The sequence below is a fragment of the Methylovirgula ligni genome, assembly GCF_004135935.1.
GTDB classification, from domain to species: Bacteria; Pseudomonadota; Alphaproteobacteria; order Rhizobiales; family Beijerinckiaceae; genus Methylovirgula; species Methylovirgula ligni.
On record NZ_CP025086.1, the window covers coordinates 2,424,360 to 2,443,824 of the forward strand.

18 protein-coding genes are annotated in these 19,465 nt (G+C 62.4%); 6 read left to right on the forward strand and 12 right to left on the reverse strand.

Features of this window, described 5'->3' with window-relative positions:
* Positions 1-14: 14 nt before the first annotated feature.
* Complete coding sequence (locus tag CWB41_RS11650; protein WP_115836571.1) at positions 15-995, forward strand: phosphotransferase family protein; 981 nt, start codon at positions 15-17, stop codon at positions 993-995.
* On the opposite strand, the gene CWB41_RS11655 is transcribed toward CWB41_RS11650, so the two are convergent.
* The 4 genes from CWB41_RS11655 to CWB41_RS11670 all read right to left on the reverse strand — a co-directional run bounded on the left by CWB41_RS11655 (position 992) and on the right by CWB41_RS11670 (position 5,467).
* The gene (locus CWB41_RS11655) at positions 992-2,140 is read right to left on the reverse strand and encodes an adenylate/guanylate cyclase domain-containing protein (protein ID WP_115836570.1); all 1,149 of its coding nucleotides are present in this window, start codon (positions 2,138-2,140) and stop codon (positions 992-994) included. The two genes, CWB41_RS11650 and CWB41_RS11655, sit on opposite strands and share 4 nt — an antisense overlap.
* A 102-nt stretch (positions 2,141-2,242) precedes the next feature.
* Entirely contained in the window at positions 2,243-2,608 is a 366-nt protein-coding gene (locus CWB41_RS11660) for a response regulator (protein WP_115836569.1), read from the reverse strand.
* The gene (locus tag CWB41_RS11665) at positions 2,605-4,965 is read right to left on the reverse strand and encodes an ATP-binding protein (RefSeq protein ID WP_245411270.1); all 2,361 of its coding nucleotides are present in this window, start codon (positions 4,963-4,965) and stop codon (positions 2,605-2,607) included. The genes CWB41_RS11660 and CWB41_RS11665 overlap by 4 nt, the downstream gene beginning before the upstream one ends.
* Positions 4,966-5,089: 124 nt before the next feature.
* Entirely contained in the window at positions 5,090-5,467 is a 378-nt protein-coding gene (locus tag CWB41_RS11670; protein WP_115836568.1) for a DUF2147 domain-containing protein, read from the reverse strand.
* Positions 5,468-5,700: 233 nt separating this feature from the next.
* Here CWB41_RS11670 and CWB41_RS11675 point away from each other — a divergent pair, with 233 nt between their 5' ends.
* From CWB41_RS11675 to CWB41_RS11685, 3 genes are read left to right on the forward strand one after another with little or no spacing between them, the layout of a single operon-like run.
* Complete coding sequence (locus CWB41_RS11675; RefSeq protein ID WP_245411269.1) at positions 5,701-6,507, forward strand: aldose epimerase family protein; 807 nt, start codon at positions 5,701-5,703, stop codon at positions 6,505-6,507.
* A 41-nt stretch (positions 6,508-6,548) separates the two neighbouring features.
* Entirely contained in the window at positions 6,549-6,716 is a 168-nt protein-coding gene (locus CWB41_RS16390) for a hypothetical protein (protein ID WP_425373901.1), read from the forward strand.
* 45 nt (positions 6,717-6,761) lie between these two features.
* A complete protein-coding gene (locus CWB41_RS11685) occupies positions 6,762-7,451 on the forward strand; it encodes a Crp/Fnr family transcriptional regulator (protein ID WP_115836565.1) in 690 nt (229 codons plus the stop codon).
* Positions 7,452-7,457: 6 nt separating this feature from the next.
* On the opposite strand, the gene CWB41_RS11690 is transcribed toward CWB41_RS11685, so the two are convergent.
* The gene (locus CWB41_RS11690; RefSeq protein WP_115836564.1) at positions 7,458-9,341 is read right to left on the reverse strand and encodes an AsmA family protein; all 1,884 of its coding nucleotides are present in this window, start codon (positions 9,339-9,341) and stop codon (positions 7,458-7,460) included.
* Positions 9,342-9,711: 370 nt separating this feature from the next.
* Between CWB41_RS11690 and CWB41_RS11695 the strand changes: the two genes are divergently transcribed.
* Together CWB41_RS11695 and CWB41_RS11700 are read left to right on the forward strand one after the other, a co-directional pair.
* Positions 9,712-11,088 carry a tetratricopeptide repeat protein gene (locus CWB41_RS11695; protein ID WP_115836563.1) on the forward strand — a complete coding sequence of 459 codons (1,377 nt, stop codon included), beginning with the start codon at positions 9,712-9,714 and terminating at the stop codon, positions 11,086-11,088.
* A gap of 18 nt (positions 11,089-11,106) precedes the next feature.
* On the forward strand, positions 11,107-11,952 hold the full coding sequence (locus tag CWB41_RS11700; protein ID WP_115836562.1) for a FecR family protein: 846 nt from the start codon (positions 11,107-11,109) through the stop codon (positions 11,950-11,952).
* A gap of 14 nt (positions 11,953-11,966) precedes the next feature.
* Here CWB41_RS11700 and CWB41_RS11705 read toward each other — a convergent pair whose 3' ends face one another.
* From CWB41_RS11705 to CWB41_RS11735, 7 genes are all read right to left on the reverse strand, one after another.
* Positions 11,967-12,368: a response regulator gene (locus tag CWB41_RS11705; RefSeq protein WP_245411268.1), complete on the reverse strand. Its 402-nt coding sequence runs from the start codon at positions 12,366-12,368 to the stop codon at positions 11,967-11,969.
* A 36-nt stretch (positions 12,369-12,404) separates the two neighbouring features.
* On the reverse strand, positions 12,405-13,658 hold the full coding sequence (locus tag CWB41_RS11710; protein WP_115836561.1) for a glycosyltransferase family 4 protein: 1,254 nt from the start codon (positions 13,656-13,658) through the stop codon (positions 12,405-12,407).
* Positions 13,659-13,716: 58 nt separating this feature from the next.
* The gene (locus CWB41_RS11715) at positions 13,717-14,946 is read right to left on the reverse strand and encodes a glycosyltransferase family 4 protein (RefSeq protein WP_115836560.1); all 1,230 of its coding nucleotides are present in this window, start codon (positions 14,944-14,946) and stop codon (positions 13,717-13,719) included.
* Between the two features lie 16 nt (positions 14,947-14,962).
* Positions 14,963-15,343, reverse strand: a complete 381-nt coding sequence (locus CWB41_RS11720) for a DUF423 domain-containing protein (protein ID WP_115836559.1) — start codon at positions 15,341-15,343, stop codon at positions 14,963-14,965.
* Positions 15,344-15,449: 106 nt separating this feature from the next.
* A complete protein-coding gene (locus tag CWB41_RS11725; RefSeq protein ID WP_115836558.1) occupies positions 15,450-16,748 on the reverse strand; it encodes an O-antigen ligase family protein in 1,299 nt (432 codons plus the stop codon).
* A gap of 4 nt (positions 16,749-16,752) precedes the next feature.
* Entirely contained in the window at positions 16,753-17,928 is a 1,176-nt protein-coding gene (locus tag CWB41_RS11730; RefSeq protein ID WP_115836557.1) for a hypothetical protein, read from the reverse strand.
* Positions 17,918-19,462 (reverse strand): undecaprenyl-phosphate glucose phosphotransferase, encoded by a 1,545-nt coding sequence (locus CWB41_RS11735; RefSeq protein ID WP_115836556.1) that lies wholly within the window; start codon positions 19,460-19,462, stop codon positions 17,918-17,920. The genes CWB41_RS11730 and CWB41_RS11735 overlap by 11 nt, the downstream gene beginning before the upstream one ends.
* Between the last annotated feature and the right edge of the window lie 3 nt (positions 19,463-19,465).

Sequence of the window (19,465 nt, forward strand, 5' to 3'; positions counted from 1 at the left end):
GGGTGTGTCTGGGCATGAAGGAAAATTGGCCCCGGCAAGTGCCGGCCGTCGAACTCGACGCCGCGGGCGTCGCGCGTTTGGTGCTCCCGCTTTTCCCCGGCGATCGTCTGCGCAGCTTCGCCCCGGTCAGCGGCGGCCTCACCAATACCAATTACAAAGTTCAGCTCGTGGAGCATAGGGCGCCGCTGCTGCTGCGGCTCTACCAGCGCGGCATCGCGCCGGCCCGCAAGGAAAGGGCGATCGACACTCTGATCGCGCGCCGCGTGCCGGTGCTGCATTTCTTCCATCTTGGCGAGGCCAATCCGGTCACCGGCCATCCCTATGCGGTGCTCGACTGGATCGAGGCCCCCGATCTCCAGCAGAGTCTCGCCTATATGACGCAGGAGCGGCGGCTCGCTTTGGCGCCGAAAATCGGCAGAACGCTTGCCGCGATCCACGGTTTTCGCTTCGAGGTGTTCGGCTTCTTCGAGGATGACCTCAAGATCAAGGGGCCGATCGATTTCGACCGCGCCGGCCTCCTCGCCTATCTCGACCAGAGCCTGATCCAGGGCCGGGGCGGTGAACGGCTCGGACCGGAGCTGACCCAGCGGCTTCTTGCCTATGCCGCCGAGCATGGCAACATTCTCAGCGACTGGCTGCAACAACCGAGTCTCGTGCATGGCGATTTCAACGCCGCGAACATTCTCATTCGTCCCGAGGCCGGCGACGAAATCGCGGCGATCATCGATTGGGAATATGCGCTCTCCGCCTCGCCGGCGATCGATTTCGGCAATCTGCTGCGGCCGCCCTTTGACGCCGATACCACCTTCGCGGAGGCGCTCGCGCGTGCCTATGTCGAGGCGGGTGGTTTTCTGCCGCGCGACTGGCGCCGCATTGCGCGGCTTGCCGATATCTTTTCGTTTGCGGACATTTTGAACCGCCCGCAGGCCGCCGGCGTGGTCGTCGCCGATGCGCGCCGTATCGTTGCCGGGCTTCTCGAAGCTCCCACTTCCTAGGCCGAATCGGGCTGCGGTCCGATAATCGCAAAGGCTTCAATCGGGCGGTTGAAGCCCTTCAACGTGAGCGGCGGCAAGCGCTCGGCTTTGAAAAACCGCTCGGCGATGAGGAAGGCGTTGCGGTCGATGAGGATTTGGCCGGATTTCGCTTCGTCGCACAAACGCGACGCGAGATTGGTGACGCTGCCGATGGCGGCATAATCGAAACGGCGGTCGAAGCCGATTTTGCCCAATGTCGCTGTGCCGCGCGCGATGCCGATGCCGAAGCCGAGATCGTGGCCTCGCTCGCGCCAGGCTTGCGACAGGGTCTCGAGCCCCGTGCGCATATCGATCGCGAGCCTAACCGCGCGCTCGGTATGGTCGGCACAGGGGATGGGGTCGTTAAACAGCGTCAACAGGCCGTCGCCCGCGAAACGCTCCAGCGTCCCCTCGTAGCGATGGATGAGATCGCCGAGCGCGGCGTGGAATTCGCTCAGCACTTTCATCACCTGTACGGGCTCGGCCGCCTCGGTGAAGGCGGTGAACCCGCGCAGGTCGCAGAAAAGCACCGTGACTTCCGCGCTATGGCTTGCAAGCATCGCATCCGTATCGCCGGAGAGCGCGATCACATCCACGACCTGTGGCGCCAGAAAGCGCTTGAGCCGGCTGATGCGTTCGATCTGCGTGACCTGCTCGGCGACACGCGCTTCGAGCACGCGATTCCATTCGGCGAGCTGCTCGGCCTGCGTCGCGAGCTGCCTTGCCTGGTCCTGCACCTTGTCGTGCAGCGCCTTGATCCGCAGCATGGAGCGCACCCGCGCGACGAGCGCCGATTGGTCGAGCGGTTTCGTCAGATAATCGTCGGCGCCCGCTTCGAGCCCGGCGACAACATCGCTGCGGTCGGCCTTGGCGGTGAGAAGCAGGATCGGAATGAAACCGAGGCTCGGGTCGGCCTTCAACTCTTTCAGCACGGAGATGCCGTCGAGTTTCGGCATCATAATGTCGAGAAGGATGAGATCGGGCTTGTGGGTGCGGGCCTGTTCGAGCGCCTCGATGCCGTCGGTCGCGGTGATGACGTTGTAGCCGCTGGCTTCAAGCCGCAGGCAGACGATTTCGAGATTCTCGAACACATCGTCGACGGCGAGGATTGAGGGGCGTTCGCGCAAGAATAGCTCTCTTGAGAATTGCCTGAGGCTTCATCGAGATGCGCTTTCGGCGCTTCTCGGAGAATACCACAATCTCTTTCAATATCGCTCTTTCAATGCCCGCTAGGGCAGGAACTCGCGAATCTTGGCGAGCAGAGCGCGCGGGCTGAAAGGTTTGGCCACATAGCCGCTGCAGCCGACGGCGAGCGCCTTCTTCTCGTCTTGCGACAAGGCATAAGACGTCACCGCGATGACGGGGATATGGCGCAGGGCAGGGTCGGCCTTGATCCGCCGCGTTGCCTCATAGCCATCGACGACCGGAAGCTGAATATCCATCAGAACGAGATCGGGAAGAAACTCCGCGGCCATGCGCACGCCTTCTTCGCCGTCGCCCGCCTCGATGAGATCGAAGCCGGCGTCGTTCAGCACGTCGCGCAAAATCTGCCGGTTGTCCTCGGTATCTTCGACAACGAGGATGCGCTTGGTCATGCCGCCTCCATCTGCCGGTCGACGCGCACCGGAATTTGTACCCGGAAGGTCGAACCCTCGCCCAAGGCCGAGGTCAAGCTGATCGTGCCGCCGTGCATTTCGACGAAGCGCTTGCTGATCGAAAGTCCGAGGCCGGTGCCGCCCTTTTGCTTCGTGATGGTGCTGTCGACCTGGTGGAAAGCCTCGAAGATCCGTGCCTGATCCTCCGGCGCGATTCCGGGCCCCGTATCTTCGACAGCCATTTTGAAATCACCGCCCGAGGCCCTGGCACGGATCATCACGCCCCCCTTGTCGGTGAATTTGATGGCGTTGCTGATGATGTTCAAGAGCACTTGCGTCAGCCGGCGCTCGTCGCCGTGGCCGACGGGCAGGTCCGGCGTGATATCGGTCGAGATGCGCAGGCCCTTGGCCTGTGCCAATGAGCCCGTGGCATTCACAACCGTCTCGATGACGGCGCGCAGCGAATAATCGCCGAGCGACAGGGAAAGTTCACCCGCCTCGATTTTGGAAATATCGAGCACGTCGTTGATGAGGCTGAGGAGATGTGCGCCGTTGGTCTGGACGCGCGCGAGCACCTGCTTGGCACGCTCCGGAATGTCGCCATAAATGCCATCCTGCATAAGCTCGGTATAGCCGAGCACGGCATTGAGTGGCGTGCGCAATTCGTGGCTCATATTGGCGAAGAAGAGCGACTTGTGCTCGTTGGCGATGGCGAGCTGCTTGTTCTTCTCCTGCACCTGCTCGAAGAGCTTGGCGTTGCTCATGGCGAGCACGGACTGGTTCGCCAGCGTCTTGATCAGCGCGACCGTGTTGTCGGGGAAATAGCCGGCTTCCCGCCGCTCGATGACGAGGACGCCGAGGAGCTCCGCCGAGCCGATCAGCGGCGCGATCAGCGCCGATTGGAAGCCGGCGGCCAAAGTCGCGCCGCGCAGCGGAAAGTCGCGCGCCGCCGCGATATGCGGAATCTGGATCGGAATCTTGCGTTCCGCGACCTCGCTCAGCAACCCGTGCGAGCGCCGGATCCTGACTTCGCGGATCGCGGCGACGAAATCCGGGTCGAGGCCATAGGCTTCGGCGAGATTGAAAGCGCGCCGCTCGGGATCGAAGCTGTAGATCGCGCCGCCATGCGCGCCGGTCACTTCGACGGAACGCACGACGATCGTCGCCAGCACCTCGTTGAGATTGAGGGAAGCCGCGAGCGCGAGGCCCACTTCCTCGAGCGCGCGCAGCTCGCTGACGGAGCGTTCGAGATCGCGCGTGCGCTCCTCGACTTTCTGCTCCAGCTTGGCGTAGGAATCCTGGAGCTGGGAGGCCATGAGGTTGAAATCGTCGGCGAGGTCTTCGATCTCGTCGCCAGTCCGCACTTCGATCTTGTGGCTGAAATTGCCTTCCGCCAGATGCGCCGCGCCGTCTCGAACCGCCTGGATCGGCACGGTCATCCAGCGCGCCAGAATGAGCCCGGCGCCGATGCAGAGCACGAGCGCCGCCAGCAGGATGATAAACAGCCGGCCGAGCAGGTCGGTGACCGGGGCATAGGCGTCGGCGAGGGGCTGCTCGACGAACAGCCACCATTGCATCGAAGGGATCGGCGCCGAGGCGGCGAGAACGGACTGCCCGTCGAGGCTGCGGCCGACGGAAACCGTGCCCTCGGGAGCCTTGGCCAGTGCCGCGACCTGCGGCAGGCGTTGCAAATGCGGCCGATGCACAAGCATCGAGGAATCGGTATGGGCGATGAGATTGCCCTCGGCGTCGACGATATAGGCATACATGCCGGCGCCGGCCTGAATGCCGTTCAATATATCGGCCAGAAATTTCAGCTCGACCGTGGCAACGGTCACGCCCGCCGGTTTGCCGGCGAGGGCCATGGCGATCTCCATGGTCGGTCCACGATGGGTGAAGGTCACCGGGCCGAACCAGGCCGCCGACGTATTGGCGTGGAGAAAGGCGGCCGAAGTCGAAAAGTCCTCTTGCGGGTCCGCGGTGAGGCCGGCACGGCCCATCCGCAGGATTTCGCGGCCCTTGGGGTCAAGCTCGGAAATCTGCGCGAGAGCCGGCGTGTGCTGGAGGATCAGCGCGTAATCGTCGCGGCGCTGCGCCAGCGATATAGAGCTTGCGCGCGTTGTCCAGTTAATCTGGCGCTCGATCTCGGCCATAAATTGTTCGACACGCTGGGCGGCGTCATCCGCTTTTTCCATCTGCGTGTGCAGCAGCTCGGCCTTGCGGTCGCCATAGGTGAACCACATCTCGGTGGCGCCGCTGAGCGCCAGGATGGAAATGACCAAAGCGACGAAGGTGACGACATATTTGCCGAAGAGGCTTCTTCGGCCAAACCACCCTAGACGAGACGGCAGTTTCACTCTTTCACCCGTTCACCCGGACGCGCGAGAGCTCGTGCGGATGCAACTGTGACATAAAGGATGAGCGGAATGAAGACCCGCGGGCGGGGCGGCGGGCTTTCCGGGAGGCCGGTCGATTTTGTGGTTACTTGACCCGTGACCAGATCTGGCCGCCACAGATTATGCCACCGATGATGCAACCCTCGACCTTGAGGCTGGTGGGGCCTTGCAGCGACATGCGGGCGGAATATTGCTCGCCGTCGACGACATTGACGGCCGTGCCGAACCAGGAATGGCCGTTAGGCTTCATGTCGATAAGAACCTTGCGGCCCATGGTGGTCGAGCTTTCCTTGGCCCAGGAAACGAAACCGCAGAGATTCGTGCCGCAGGGCTGAATCTCTACATTGGCCGTCCCGTCAGCAATTTTCCATTCGCCGATCGGACCGGGTGTGGTCGATACCATGGCCAGCGCGGCCGCTGTCGCTAGAACTGTCGTCGCCCCCGTCAGCAACCAAGTTCTCATACGGAACCCCTTCATGTGACCGAGGAGTTAAAGGGCAGATTACGGCGACTTTGCAATAAAGCTTCCGTAATGCGACCTCTTAGCGCCCGCGGAATGCCCTCAATGTGCGCTAACGCACTCGGACAGTTCCCCCATTAATCACGTAACCCGCTGAATTTAACGGATTTACGATAATGATCGTCATCAGGAGTGGTGCAACGTCGGTCAGCGTCGCGCGACAAGGCGCCGAGATTATGACGTGGGAGGTTGGCGGCCGTCCCTTGCTCTGGGAACCACGCCTGGACGTCTGGCCGGAGACGGCGCCGCTGTTGTTTCCGGTTGTCGGCTGGACCCGCAACGGCGAAGTCCGCGTGGAAGGAAAGACCTATCCTCTGGCCTTGCATGGTTTTGCCCGCCAACGGGAATTTCGCCTCGTCACGCAGCACGCTGACCGCGCGCGCTTCACACTCGCCAGCGATGCGGCGACACGGCGGCTCTATCCCTTTGATTTTACTTTCACTGTCGAATACGCGGTGGAGGAGGGGGCTGTCTCGACGGTGCTCATGGTGGCGAATACGGGCGACCGGCCGATGCCCTATGCCTGCGGCCTCCACCCCGGCTTTCGCTGGCCCTTCGCCGGGGGTGCAGCGACGGACTACCGGCTTCATTTTGCTGCGCCGGAAAACCCGGTGGTTCCGAGAATCGCGCCGGGCGGACTGATCGCGCGCGCTACCCGCAGGCTGCCGCTCGAAGGTGCGGTGCTGCCCCTCGCGCCAAGCCTCTTCGATAATGACGCGCTCTGTTTCCTGAATGCGGCGAGCCCGGGCCTGCGCTTCGAGGCGCCCGGCGGCGCGGCGATCACGGTCGAAGGTGAGGATTTCGCCCATTGGGGCGTTTGGTGCCGGCCGGGCAATGGCTACCTCTGCATCGAGCAGTGGACAGGCTTCAGCGACCCGGAGGATTTCGCCGGCGACCTGTTCGGCAAGCCGTCGATGCGTGTGCTGCCCCCCGGCGCGACGGGCCGCCACGCGGCGCGCTATCGCTATACGGCCGCATCCTGAGAGCCGCGCGACTCGGCGGTGACGTCGCATTCAAAACGGCCTTGTCGCGCGCCCGCGCCATCACTCCGGTGCCGGGCGTTGGGCCAATGGCAATTGTTATGCTAATGGCTAATGCCTTGCGAGCGGCGAAGTTGGCAAGCACCCGGACTCGGCTGCTTATGGGTTGCCCGCGCGTAGACGACGTGTTGCTCAAGGTCGTCGGTCAGTAGAATAATCGCGCCGGGGAATTGTTCCGGCGTCGGGGGCAAGAAATCATGCAGACCCTTGCGCGTGTTCCTTTTTTCAAGGACGTCACCGACCTTGATTTCAACCTGTTCGACCGTCGCTGTACCTGGCGCCGGTTCGATGAAGGCGAGGTCGTCATCGATTATGAAGACGAGACCTCCGACGTCTATTTCATCATCGCCGGCGAGGTGCGAATCCTGATTCGCACGCAGGCCGGCAAGGAAGTGATCCTTGCCGAAATGCGCGCCGGGCAGTTCTTTGGCGAGCTTTCGGCCATCGACAGCACGAAGCGCTCGGCAAATGTCACTGCGTTGACCAAGGCCGAACTCTGCATCATGCCGGCCAATGTCTTCCGGGAAGTGATCTTCGCCTCGCCGACGGTGGGTGATCGGGTGCTGCATCTGCTGACCGCGCGGGTGCGCGAGCTCAACGCGCGCCTCACCGAACATTCCATCTTCGATCTCAAGCACCGGCTTTATTCCGAACTGCTGCGAATGGCCGGCCCGCGGCCGGGCCGCCCTGGAGAACGCTCGGTCACGCCGCCGCCGTTCCATCATGTGCTTGCGGCGCGGATCGGCTGCCGGCGCGAGCAGGTGACGCGCGAACTTTCCGCCATGGCGCAGGAGGGTCTGCTGGAAAAGACGCGCGGCGCGCTGGTTCTCTCCAAGCCGCAGGTTCTGGAAGCGCGGCTCGCCGAGGCCCTGCGCGACGACCGCTGATTTGGCTTATTCCTGCGCTGGCGGCGGTGACATCGTTGTCGCGGGCAGGGTGTCCTTTTGCGGCGTGGACTTGGGCAGGACGAGATTGGCCGGCCCGACAAAGAAGCGTGGCGCCGACCAGGGCCCTTTCAGCTCAAAGCGCGCCGGCGTCGTATGGGTTGTCTTGCCGGCCGATTCGCCGATCTCGGCGAGCGACAGAATATCGAGCTGACGGCGCCCCATATCGATCGTGCCAGCGAGCCCAAGCTGCAAATTCGGGCCGCTGATCTGGCTGTCCGAGATTGCGGCGACCCCCTGCGCGAGCGCCAGGTTGAGCGTCAGATGATCGTAGCTCGTCGCGCCCGGCACCGTGTCGAGCTTCTCGCCAGCCTTGCGGCCATTGGCGTGTGCGAGGGTCTGGATCAGATCGACGCCATTGAAGGAGCCGTTGCTCGCGGAAAACGCGGCTACGCCGCTCAGTCCCTGCATCAGAGCGTAAACGTCCTGGCCCGAGCTTTCGAGCCGGATCGAGGCGTCGAGAGAACCCGTCAGCGGGCGCTCGCCCTCGAACACCATCGGCTGAAGGTCGATTCCGCCGCCGCTGCCGCTGACGCGCAGATCGAAGACGTGATCCTTTTCGGTCAGAGCGAAGCGGCCTCGAATCGCGCCGTTGTTCGCGGTCGCCTCGGCCAGGGACAGGTCGATCATCCCTGGCTTGGCCAAAAGCGACAAAGCAGCGTCGTGGACCTCCAGATCATAGAGCCGCAGCCGGGTCGCGGAGACGCGCAGGTCGAGGTTGGCGAGGTCTAGCTGCGGCAGATCCAGCGGCTTGCGGCTCCACAGGCCGCCGGAGACTGCGGGCTCACGTACGCCGGTCAAAAACGGCGTGACATCGAGAAAATCGCTCGCCAGCGTGCCCGAAATCTGCGGGCTGTGCGTGACATTCTGGATTTCGAGATTGCCCTGATAGTCGTTGCCGTCGAGGCGCAGGGTCAGATTGGTGAAGGTGGCGTTGCCGGCGGCGACATCGACATCGCAGGACAGGGCGAGATCGGCGAACGTGCCGTGCTTGGAGAATGAATAGCCGATCGTTTCGGCAAATGTGCGCAGAGACGGCGCGGTCGCCGAAATCGAGCCGCTGTATTCCACCTTCGGACCGCCGGAGAGATGGCCGGAGGTCCAGAAGGTGAGGAGGTCCGATCGGAGTTGGAAAACGCTGGCGGAATCGCCGCCGCGCAAAATCTCGAGCGGCTGTTCCAGCCAGCCTTGAAAACGCACGGCCGCATCGCGATAGGTCAGGCGTCCGGCAAAATTCGCCGAAGCGCCGAGGCGCGGCCAGCTCGCGCGCATATCGATCGCGTCGATGGCAATGTCCGAGGCGAGCTTCTTTGTTGCGAGCCGGAGCTGGCCGTCGACAATGTCCATCGTCCCGAGCGGCGCCTGAAGGCGCCGAAAATCATCCGTCGCGGCGTTTGCGGCCTGCTGAATGTCGCCGCCCGGGCCCGCCGGCGCCCGGTCGAGCCTGGCGTAGAATTTCGGGTGGTAAAGGACCGCCTGGCCGATTTCGAAGCGGCCGACAAGGAGGGGGAGAAGACGCAGATAGCCGATAACCTCGGGCGCATCGACCCGTATGGCGCCCGAAGCGTCGGCAACGCGAACATCGCGGATGATCAGACGCGGACGCAGCAGAAAGCGAAATTCTGTCCGCCCCTCGATTTTGGTCGAAAGCCCGGTAGCGCGCTGAATTTGCGCGGCGACTTCCTGGCTCAAAAGATCGGTCGACAAGAGCCGCTGCGCCGACCAGAGAGCGACGAGCGCGAGGATAAGGGCCAGCGCAACGCCAGCGGCGGCTCTCGCCCGGTTCTTGCGGGTCGAGGGCTCCGTCCTTGCGCCGGAGGCAATTTCGATCATTGGCGTTCAAAGCCCGTAGGTCGGCGGATCGGCGTCACGCCGCGCTTTGCCATAAACTAGAGCCGGGGACGGGCGGTGCCTAGCCTTGGCCCCCGAAGGACCGCGGCATTCAGCTCTAACCCACGAGAATCGATCATCTTTACTTTTTCTGGCGCGGTAGAGTTTGCAATCCCGCAGGGCGGTGCCGCCGGACTGTGTGGCCACCTTGTGAGGCAAAATCAAGCCCCGCTTTAGCTAAGTCTTTGGCGGATCGTGGATCGCGCATAAGTGCCAATGCGCCACACCCGCGACGAGATTCGACTTTCGCGCGAGCGGCCCCTTGCTGGAATTCGATTGATCTCTAGAGTTGCCCCGATTGTACAGACCGCAGATGGACGACGCGGCGGTCCAGCGTGGGGGCGCTATCGTGCGAAGGTTCCAGCTTTTACTTGCTGGACTGGGGTTTTGCGTTTGCGCGGTTTTCACCGCGCAGGCGGATAATCGCACGGATCGTCAGGCCCTCGCCGCCACGCAGGCGAGGCTGCTTGCGGAGACTTTGGAGACGCCGAGGAATTTCGATCTCGTCTTCCAATATGTGCAGGTGTCCGAGGCGCTTGGCGACTACGAGGCGGCGATTTCGGCGCTCGAACGCGTATTGGCCTTCGCGCCGCGTCTCGCCCGCGCCAATTTCGAACTCGCGACGCTTTATTTTCGCCTCGGCTCCTATGACAACGCCGTGCATTATTTTAAGGTGGCCGGGGCGGCGCCCGATCTTCCAGTGACCTTGCGGGCGCGGCTGACGGCCTATCTGCCGGAGGCGGAAAAGCAGCTCCAGCCGATCCGGTGGAGCGGCTTTCTGCAAACCGGCATCGGGTATCAATCGAATGTCGCGGCGCTGCCCGACGCCGGATTTCTCAGCCTCTTCGCGCATGATGTGCCGCAGGGCTCGAATGTTCCGCAGCAATCCGATGGCGAGGTCTTCGGCCTCGCCAAGATCAGCAACGTTTATGACTTCGAAAATCAGCGCGGCGACCGGATCGAGACGAATTTCATTGGCTATGGGACGAGCCAGTTTTCGCTCTCGCAATTCGATCTTGGCTATGTCGAGGCCAATATCGGGCCGCGGCTTGCGCTCGATCCCGCCAATTGGCCGGGCGTGACGATCAAGCCCTATCTCGTCGGCAATCTCTCCTGGATCGGCGGCGAGTCCTATCTCAATTCCGGCGGCGCCGGCGTCACGCTCGGCTTCGATACGGCGCGGGATTGGTCCATCGCGCCGGATGTCGAATGGCGGCACATTTCCGTCAACAATCCCGGCCGCTATCAGATTACCGCCCTCGGCGATGGCGATTATATCTCCGTCTCGGCGGACGGGATTTATCGGTTTACCGAGCTTATGTCGATCGATGTGCGGCCGATCTATGCGCGCGCCAGCGCCGTCAACCCGTGGCAGAGCTTCAATCAGGGCGGCTTCCAGGTCTCCTTCCACGACGAATTCGCGCCGCCGTTTCCCTGGATGCCGTTGCAATGGAGCGTCACGCCCTATTTCAGCGCGCTGTGGGATGCGTTCGACGCGCCGGACGTCGCGGTCAATCCTTACGTTCGTCGGTGCGATTTCGCCTATTATGGCGGCGTTCTGCTCGATATGCCGATTACTGCGACTCTCGGCCTGTCCGGCATGCTGCAATATGCGCGGACAAACTCGAACTTGCCGAATTTCACCAATGATGACGTGACGGTCCTGTTTGGACCGACGGCGCGATTCTGAAGCGGAGGAGAAAAGCCTATGCCGATCAGCCGCGCGGGATCAAGGACGCCAATGCTCGCGCTTGCGCTCGCTGCTCTGGCGATGTCGCCAGGACAGGCCGCGGCTCAAGCCGTCGGCAATGTCGGTGCGGTCACGCCGCTTTCGCTCGGCACGCCGCCCGGCGAAAAGACTCGCCACATGGTGATCGGCGCGCGCGTCATCGCCAATGAGCTCATTCAGACGAGCGGTGAGGGGATGCTGAATGTCGTCTTCCTCGATCGCACGACTCTGTCCATCGGCCGCAACTCGACATTGGTCATCGACAAATATGTTTACGATCCGGCGACCGGAAAGGGCGTGATGACGGCGACGATGGCGCAGGGCGTCATGCGCTTCATCGGCGGCCAGATCAGCCATACGACGGGCGTTAAGGTGCTGACGCCGGTTGCGACCATCGGCGTGCGCGGCGGCATGATGACGGTCAGTGTCGGCCCGGACGGCGTGAATGTGATGTCGCACTACGGCCATATCGACGTCGCCAACGATGTGGGCCATCAGCTCATCCTGCGCTCCGGCTTCACCGTGCATGTGGGCAGCCGTCACGACTCCATAGCAACGCCCGGTCAGACATCCCTGCAAGCGCTTGACGCGGAATACGCGGCTCTATCGGCCGGAAAAGGCGTCGGCGGTGGCCTGGGGGATGCCGGCACGCGGTTTAGCGTCGCCGGTGCACCGCTGCCGAACGATCCGGATTCCATGCCCGGGCCTGACACGATCGGCATGGTCAATCTTGGTCAGACCTTCGTCGGCAACCGCTCGCAGCAGCAGCAGTTCAACGGCGCCAGAATCCCGCCGCCGCGCTGGAATTCATCCGGCTTGCAATAAAAGCGAACGGTGCCTCAAAGCTCGCCAGATAAATTGAGTTCCTCGCGCAGCGTTGTCTCCAGATTACTGATCTGAAAAGGCTTTTGTAGTACTGCCCGGCCGGCATGCGAGGCGGGGATTCCGGTCCGCCCGTATCCCGTGGTAAAGATGAAAGGACAGCCGCGCTCGGCGAGAAAATCGGCGATCGGATCGATCTTCTCGTTGCCGAGGTTGACGTCGAGCAAGGCGACATCGACATCGCTCTGGGCGAGATATTCGAGCGCCGGTGCGACGTGGGCGAAAGAGGCAGCAATCGTGAAGCCGAGCTCTTCCAGCATATCGGTGAGCATCATCGCGATGAGCGGCTCGTCTTCCACCACGAGAATGCGCGCCGGGTGCGCGCCTTCACGAGGGTCATCGGCTCGTTCACTTGCCACGCCACCCGCCGCTTCAGAATGTCCACTGGCCGATGCTTAGGGACTCTGATGCGAGGCGTCAAATGCGGCGGCGGGTTGTGGTGTTTCCCCCAGCACGGCCCGGTAGAGTGCGACCAGCGCATCGAGATGGCGTTCGAGCGTGAGCGGCTTCGTCCAATAGAGATCATAGGCAGCGCGCGACATCTGCCGCGCGGTGTCGTCGTCCGAGAGCCGTTGCAGTGCACCGGCGAGCGAATCCGGGTCGGCGGATTTGAACCAGAGACCGTTGACGCCATCCTGCACGGCTTCGCGCCCGGCGCAGACGTCGCTGACGATGACCGGCGTGCCAAGACCAAGCGATTCGAGCACGGTCAGCGGCTGGCCCTCATACCAGACCGAAGGAAAGACGAGCGCCCGCGCGGCGCGCATCAATTGCTTGACCTCGGCAGGAGATTTCCAGCCGAGAATCCTCGCCTTTGGATAGAGGGCTTTCAATTCATCGGCCGCCGGTCCGTCGCCGACGAAGATCGCCTGTCGGCCGGCGCGCCGCGCGGCCTCGGCGAATATTTTTGCGCCTTTTTCCGCCGAGAGGCGTCCGACGAAAACGAAATCTCGAAGCGGCGCCTCCGGCTTCTGGCCCATCGGCGCGACATCGATCGGATTGGCAATATCGTGATAGCGCACGCCGGCTGGCAGATAGGGTTGCAAAATCTCGCGTTGCAGGCGGCTGATGGTGATGACGTCGCTGAGACTGTCCAGCATCCCGGTTTTGAGCAATTCATGGCGGCCGACGCGCATCAGCTTGCGCGCGTAGTTGCGCGAGTCGCAATTATGCGTGACGCAGGCCAGCGACATGGGCCGGCGCAGGCAGGGCCGCGCGACCGGATAATCGTAGAAGCCGCCATTGGGGCAGGCGAGATAATATTCGTGCATCGTGAAGACGCGCGGCACTTTCGTGCGTTTCAAAACCGGGCCGATGGAGGGCGAAAGCGCCTTGGCCCAGGCATGAACGTGTACAATCGTCTGGCGCGGATCGCAGGCATCGAGCACTTCGGCAAGTTTTCGTGCCGCCGCAACATTCCACAACCATTGGACGCCGAAGCGTGTGAGCGACCCGGCCGATGTCACGTCGGGCTGGTCGAGCACCACGGTCTTGACATGGGCCGCCGCGAGGCCGGGATCGACCGGACCGACAGCGGCGAAATAGACGACGTCATGGCCGAGCAGCGCCAGGCCTTTTGCGCTCTCGATCGAGACTTTCGCTTGCCCGCCGTTAACATGGGCATGGTCGGCAACAATGACGATTTTCAACAGCCTGGTTCCAAAACTGCCGTAGGGCGGTTTCTGTCTAACCGAAAAGCTTTGCCAATCAATAACCTTGAGCCTTGCGATCCGGCGCGCATCTTAGCGCATAGAGCGCGAGAAGCCGCCGGGCATGCGCCGCCGGCGTCGGCGGGTCGGCCCAGTAGGTCTGGTAAGCTGCGCGGCCCATGTCCTGCGCCAGATTATCGTCCTTGAGACGTATAAAGGCTTCGGCAAGGGCCTCCGTCGCGGGCGCGACCACGAAACCGGTTTGCGCCGTCACGCGCTCGGCCGCGCCGCAACGATCCGACGCGATGGTTGCGAGGCCGAAAGCCTGCGCCTCGTAGACGGTCATGGGGCCGGTTTCCATCCAAAGGGAAGGCGCGACGACGGCCCGCACGCGCGTGCGCAGCAGCGTCTCAACCGCCGCCGGAGCGAGCCAGCCGGTGATCTCCGCGTGCGGGCATGCGGCTTTGATATCTGCCGCCGCCGGGCCATCGCCGACAAACAGGATGGGCGCGCTGGCAGCCGCAGCGGCGCGCGCGGCGACAAGGGCGCCTTTCTCCGGCGTCAACCGGCCGATGAAAGCAAAGCTTCGTCCGCTCATTGCCGCATCGATCGGTGGTGCCTTGGCGATGGAGATCGGATTGTCGATGCGATCGTGATGCCAATTTTCCGGCAATAAGGGAGTGAGCGTATCGCGGCCGCGATCGGAGACATGAATCATATTGACGTCGTTTGTGCCGAAGCTTTGCCGCGTCGCCGCCGTGCGCAGTACACGTACCGCCTTATGCAGATAGCTTTTCGGATCGCAATTGGCGCTGATGCAGGCCAGCGACATCGGCTGCAATTCGCAGGGCGCAGTGCGATCGAAGCGAAACAGGACGCCGTTCGGGCAGGCGAGGAAGTAATCGTGCGCCGTGATGAAGAGCGGCAGCTTCGCCTGCATCAAGACCGGAAAAATCGCCGGCGAGAATGCCCGTGTCCATTGATGCAGATGGATCACCGTTTCTGGCGCGCCTGCGAAGGGCGCCAAAACCGCGCACAGCTTCCGTGCCGCGGCGGTGTTCCAGATTCCCGCGGCGGCGCCGCGTGCCGCGCCAAGCGTCCAGACGTCGGGCTGATGCAGGCAGATGGTCTCGATCGCCGGGTGTGTGAGTTGGGAATCGACGGCTTCCGTTGCGTGAATATAGGTCACACGCGCTCCGGTCTCGGCAAGCGCGCGCGCCGATTCCACTGCGACGCGCTGGGCGCCGCCTGTCAGTTCCGCGAAATCTGCGACGATGATCGCGTGCATAAAGGACGCCGTTCTCTCAATCTCGCCTCCGCCAGGCGCCGCCGAAAAGTCCGGCAGCGGCTATCAGCCAGCCGAGGATAGTCAGCGAGCCGCCGATTGGCGCGATCATAACAAGCGGACTCTGCGGAAAGATGGCATGGCTCGTCAGTTCGCCGCTGAAGAGCAGCGTGCCGAGAAGGAGGGCGGCGATGCCGAAATAGAGCAGGCGGCTGGCAGGTATAGCCGTTTGCGCAAAGGCGCTGAGCGCGACGATTCCGACCGCGTTGGCGAGCAGGAATTCGGACGATGTTTTCAGCAGCGGGCTGGGGAGAGCGTGGGCGGCGGCCGCGGCCTCCGCGACGCCCGCGGCGGCGAGAAGCGCGGCGAAGCCGGCAAAAATCTGTGGGGCTTTGGTCATGTCCTCATTCGTCTTGGATGCGCGATGCGAAGCCTCACGGCTGGATGATACATATAACCGAGGCCGCGAACCGAGGTCGATCCGAATTGCCGGAGCCGCATCGTCGTCAGCCGTAGCCTTCCCGGGCCGCTGCCGCCATTGGCGCCGTGTCGGCGGGTGGAGCGGCGGCTTTCGTGCTCCGGAAGCGCCAGCGCTGGCGCGCGGCCTCCAATCCCCAGATCATGCCGCAGAAGAGATAAAGCTGCCGCCAATGATCGACATCGATCTGGAAGGCCTGCAGGAAAAGCGCGAAGAGGCCGGGAAAGACGCCCTGAGCAACCCGCCGGAACGGCGAGGTGACGAACATCAGGCGAAAACCGACGAAACAGGTCATCAGAACGATCAGAATCCAGGCCATTCCGCCAAGCCATCCGTCGTTGGCGAAGCCGCCGATGTAGCTATTGTGCGGCTCAAATTCGAAGATGACGCGAAAACGCAGGGGCCCGAAGCCCCAGGGCCGCTCGAGAAGCATCGGAATCGAATGAAGCTGATTGCCAAAGCGGCCGGTCGAACCCTCGTCGTATTTGTGCGCCGCGGCGCGTTCTAAGAAGAATTCGCGAATGTTATCTTGCGACAAGATCACGATCAGAAACAGAATCGCGGCGCCGAGGCCGAACAGCGTCATGATGACGATCCGACGCCGCTTGGCTGCACTATCCGCTGTCACGAAGGAACTGAAGATCAAAAGCAGCAAGGCAATGATGGCCGTTCCCCACGAGCCGCGCGAATAGGACAGCAGAACGCCAAGGATCAGCATGCCCGCTGCGGCGAAGGAGATGAGCCGCGAGACGCCGGTGCCGATCAGAAGATCCTGGAACGTGAACACGATCGCGGGAATGAGATAGGAGCCGAAGACGTTCGGGTCCTTGAATGTACCGGCCGCGCGGCCCCCTTCGAAGACGAACATTTCGGGCTTCGGGATCAGGTGGAAATAGGCGAGAACGCCGACCGAAGCGGAGACGAAGGCGCCAAATGTATAAGCCTTCATGCAAAGCTCGGCGCGGTGAATTGTCCGTTCGCCGAAATAGAGCGTGAAGCAGAAGACCGAAAGGACAAGATAAAGGCTCTGCAACTGGTAGATGCGGGATTCGGAGCTATCCCAATACGGCATCAGGGCGATGAAGCCGCAGGCCAGAAAAATCGTCCAGAGAATCAGGATCAATGCCTGGACGCGATGAATCTTGAAGCCGCCCACGAACCACATCGGGATCGCCACAAGCGCGACGAAGTCGTAGGGCGAAGGCTCGATGACGGACATGAGCCCGGCGAAGACCCAAACGGCGAACACGATATCGAGCAGAGTCTGATAGGAGATCTGCCGGTTGCGGCCGCCGTGCCGGGCAAGGGGAATCGATGTCATCGTCATGAGCTTAACCCGCCTCCGGCGTGATTTTAAGCTTCTGCCGCAGCAATAGACGCGGGCCGGCCTGACAGTCCTTCATGGTAATGGCGATGAAATAGAGGAAAGCATCGTCCTCGCCTGCATTATCGAAATTCCGCCCGGTGGAATCCTCGGCCAGGATGGACGGATAGGAAACGGCGACATTCGTCGCGCAGGAATCAGACGAGAGGTTCGGGCCGGCGCGCAGAAGCTTGGGCAGGCTCCAATGCAGCGGATCATGACCCGTCGCATAATAGATGCCGTCGACCGGGAAGAGCGTGTCGTTATGTTGCGCATCGAAGACGGCGAGCCAATCGCCGCTCCGACGCAGACGCACCACCGCCCCGACAGGAAAGGTGAAAGGGCCGATCTGCGCGCAAGCCTTCACGCCAGGGTCAGGCTGCCGGTAAGGGTCGGTATAGCGGATGCTATAGGCACGTCCATCGTAGGCGCGCCAGGAGGCCGAATCGAGCGGCGTAGACGAACGAAAAAGGCAGGCGCCGTAAGGTTGCCCGTCCCATCCGGTCGTGGCGGCGAAGAAATATTCATAGTGCCCGTCTGAAAATATATTCGACGGATTGAAGAAGCCGCGATGGCGTCCTTGTCCCGCGTCCTGCGTGAAAGGCGCTGCGGCGACGACCAGCGGCGCCGCCTTGATGAAATTCTGGCCCCCGTCGGCGGAGCGATAGGCGACGACTGTATTGTACCAGCAGCCGAGCGAGTCCTTGACGCTGCATCGGCCGAAATTATCGGCATGATATTCGTGGTGGACCAGCGCGGCGACATCCTTGCCGTTTGGCGTCCATGTCGCGGTAATGAAATTGCGATCGTTGTAATGGGCCGGGTTTGGATCGTTGCCGCTGTCCAGCACGATATGGCAATCGAGCTTGAGATGCGACAAGTCGGGGCCGCGCAAGGTGCGATTGATCGAATGCAGGCCGAAAAAGACGATCTTGCCGGAGCTGTCGCGAAAAGCGCGGGCATTGACGTCGGGCATCACGTCCGGCGGATCGCAATCCTCACGCATCATGTCGAAGACGACTTGCGGATTTCCGGCGAGAGAAACATTGAGCTGTGGGAGGCTTGCCGCATCGGCCGCAGGCGTCGCGAGAGCGAGCGCAAAGGCCGCGCAAGCGGCGTGGCGGCTCGTGCGCTCAATAGACATTTCTGTTCTTGAAAAGCGCCCAGGGCGTCGCGAGCAGGATATAGATGTCGAGTACGATCGACCAGTTCTCGATATAATAAAGGTCGCACTCGACGCGGCCCTGGATTTTCTCCGGCGTATCCGTCTCGCCGCGCCAGCCGTGGATTTGCGCCCAACCGGTGATGCCCGGGCTCACCCGGTGGCGCGCGAAATAGCCATCGACGACTTCATCATATTGCCGCTCCGCCGCCTTGGCGTGCAGAGCGTGCGGCCGTGGCCCGACGAGCGAAAGGTTGCCCTTGAAGACGACGTTGAACAGCTGCGGCAATTCATCAAGAGACGTCTTGCGGATGAAACGGCCGACCCGGGTGACGCGGGGATCGTCTTTGGTGACAAGCTTCGTGGCGCCGAAGTCCAGCAGATCGGTCCGCATCGAGCGGAATTTGAAGACCTCGACGATCTCGTTGTTGAAGCCGTAACGCTTCTGGCGGAAGAGCACAGGTCCTTTCGAGTCGAGCTTCACTGCCAAGGCGACGAGCGCCATCACCGGTGCCAGCAAAACAAGACAAAGGCTGCCCACGATCTTGTCGAAGGCATATTTGAGGACGACGTCCCATCCGGCGATCGGCTTGTCGAAAATATCGATCAGCGGGACGCTGCCGATGTAGGAATAGGAGTGCGGCCGGAAATGCAGCTTGTTCATATGCGCCGCGAGGCGGATGTCGATCGGCAGCACCCACAGCTTGCGCAGCATTTGCAGAATGCGCGCCTCGGCGGTAATCGGCAGCGTGAAGATGATCAGATCGATACGTGTGCGGCGGCTGAAGGCGATGAGATCGTCCACCGTCCCGAGCTTGGGAAAGCCTGCGACGACGGCGGGGGAGCGCGCGTCCGTCCGGTCGTCGAAAATGCCGAGGATTTGAAGATCGGCTAACGGTTGCGCCGCCAATTGGTTGAGCAGGATGTCCGCCGCGCCGCCGCCGCCGACGAGAATGGTGCGCCGGGCCAGGCGCCCGGAGCTGATCAGCCGGTCGACGATCAGCGCCAGCAGGGCGCGCTCGCCGGTGAGAATCGCGAGGCTGCCGAGATACCAGGCGAGCATGAAAACCCGCGAATAGACCGCATCGAGCTTGAGAAAGAAGATGAACACCAGCGCGCTGCCGTAGACGATGGTCACGGCGCCGGCGATTTGCAGGCCGTCGGCCGGAAATTTCCGGAAGGCGCTGATCTTGTAAAGTTCCGAACTCTGAATCGCGAGGACGGACAGGGCGCCGATGAGCGGCATGACGATCAGATATTGCGATCCATAGCCTTCGCTGTGCGCGAGATAGACGAAGTGAACCGCGAAGCCGACGGCGGTGATCAGCAGAAATTCCGCGAAGCGCACGAGACCTTCGAGAACGACGCGCGAGATCGCCGGCACATTGGCGCCGCTCTGCATTGCGCGCGCGGCGCTGGCAAGCTTCTCCGCCGTTACCTCGGCGTCAGGCCGTGGCGCGCTCGTCGCATCATCGGGAGCAACCTGTTGCAGATCGGAGAGCGAGATCTTTTTCATCCT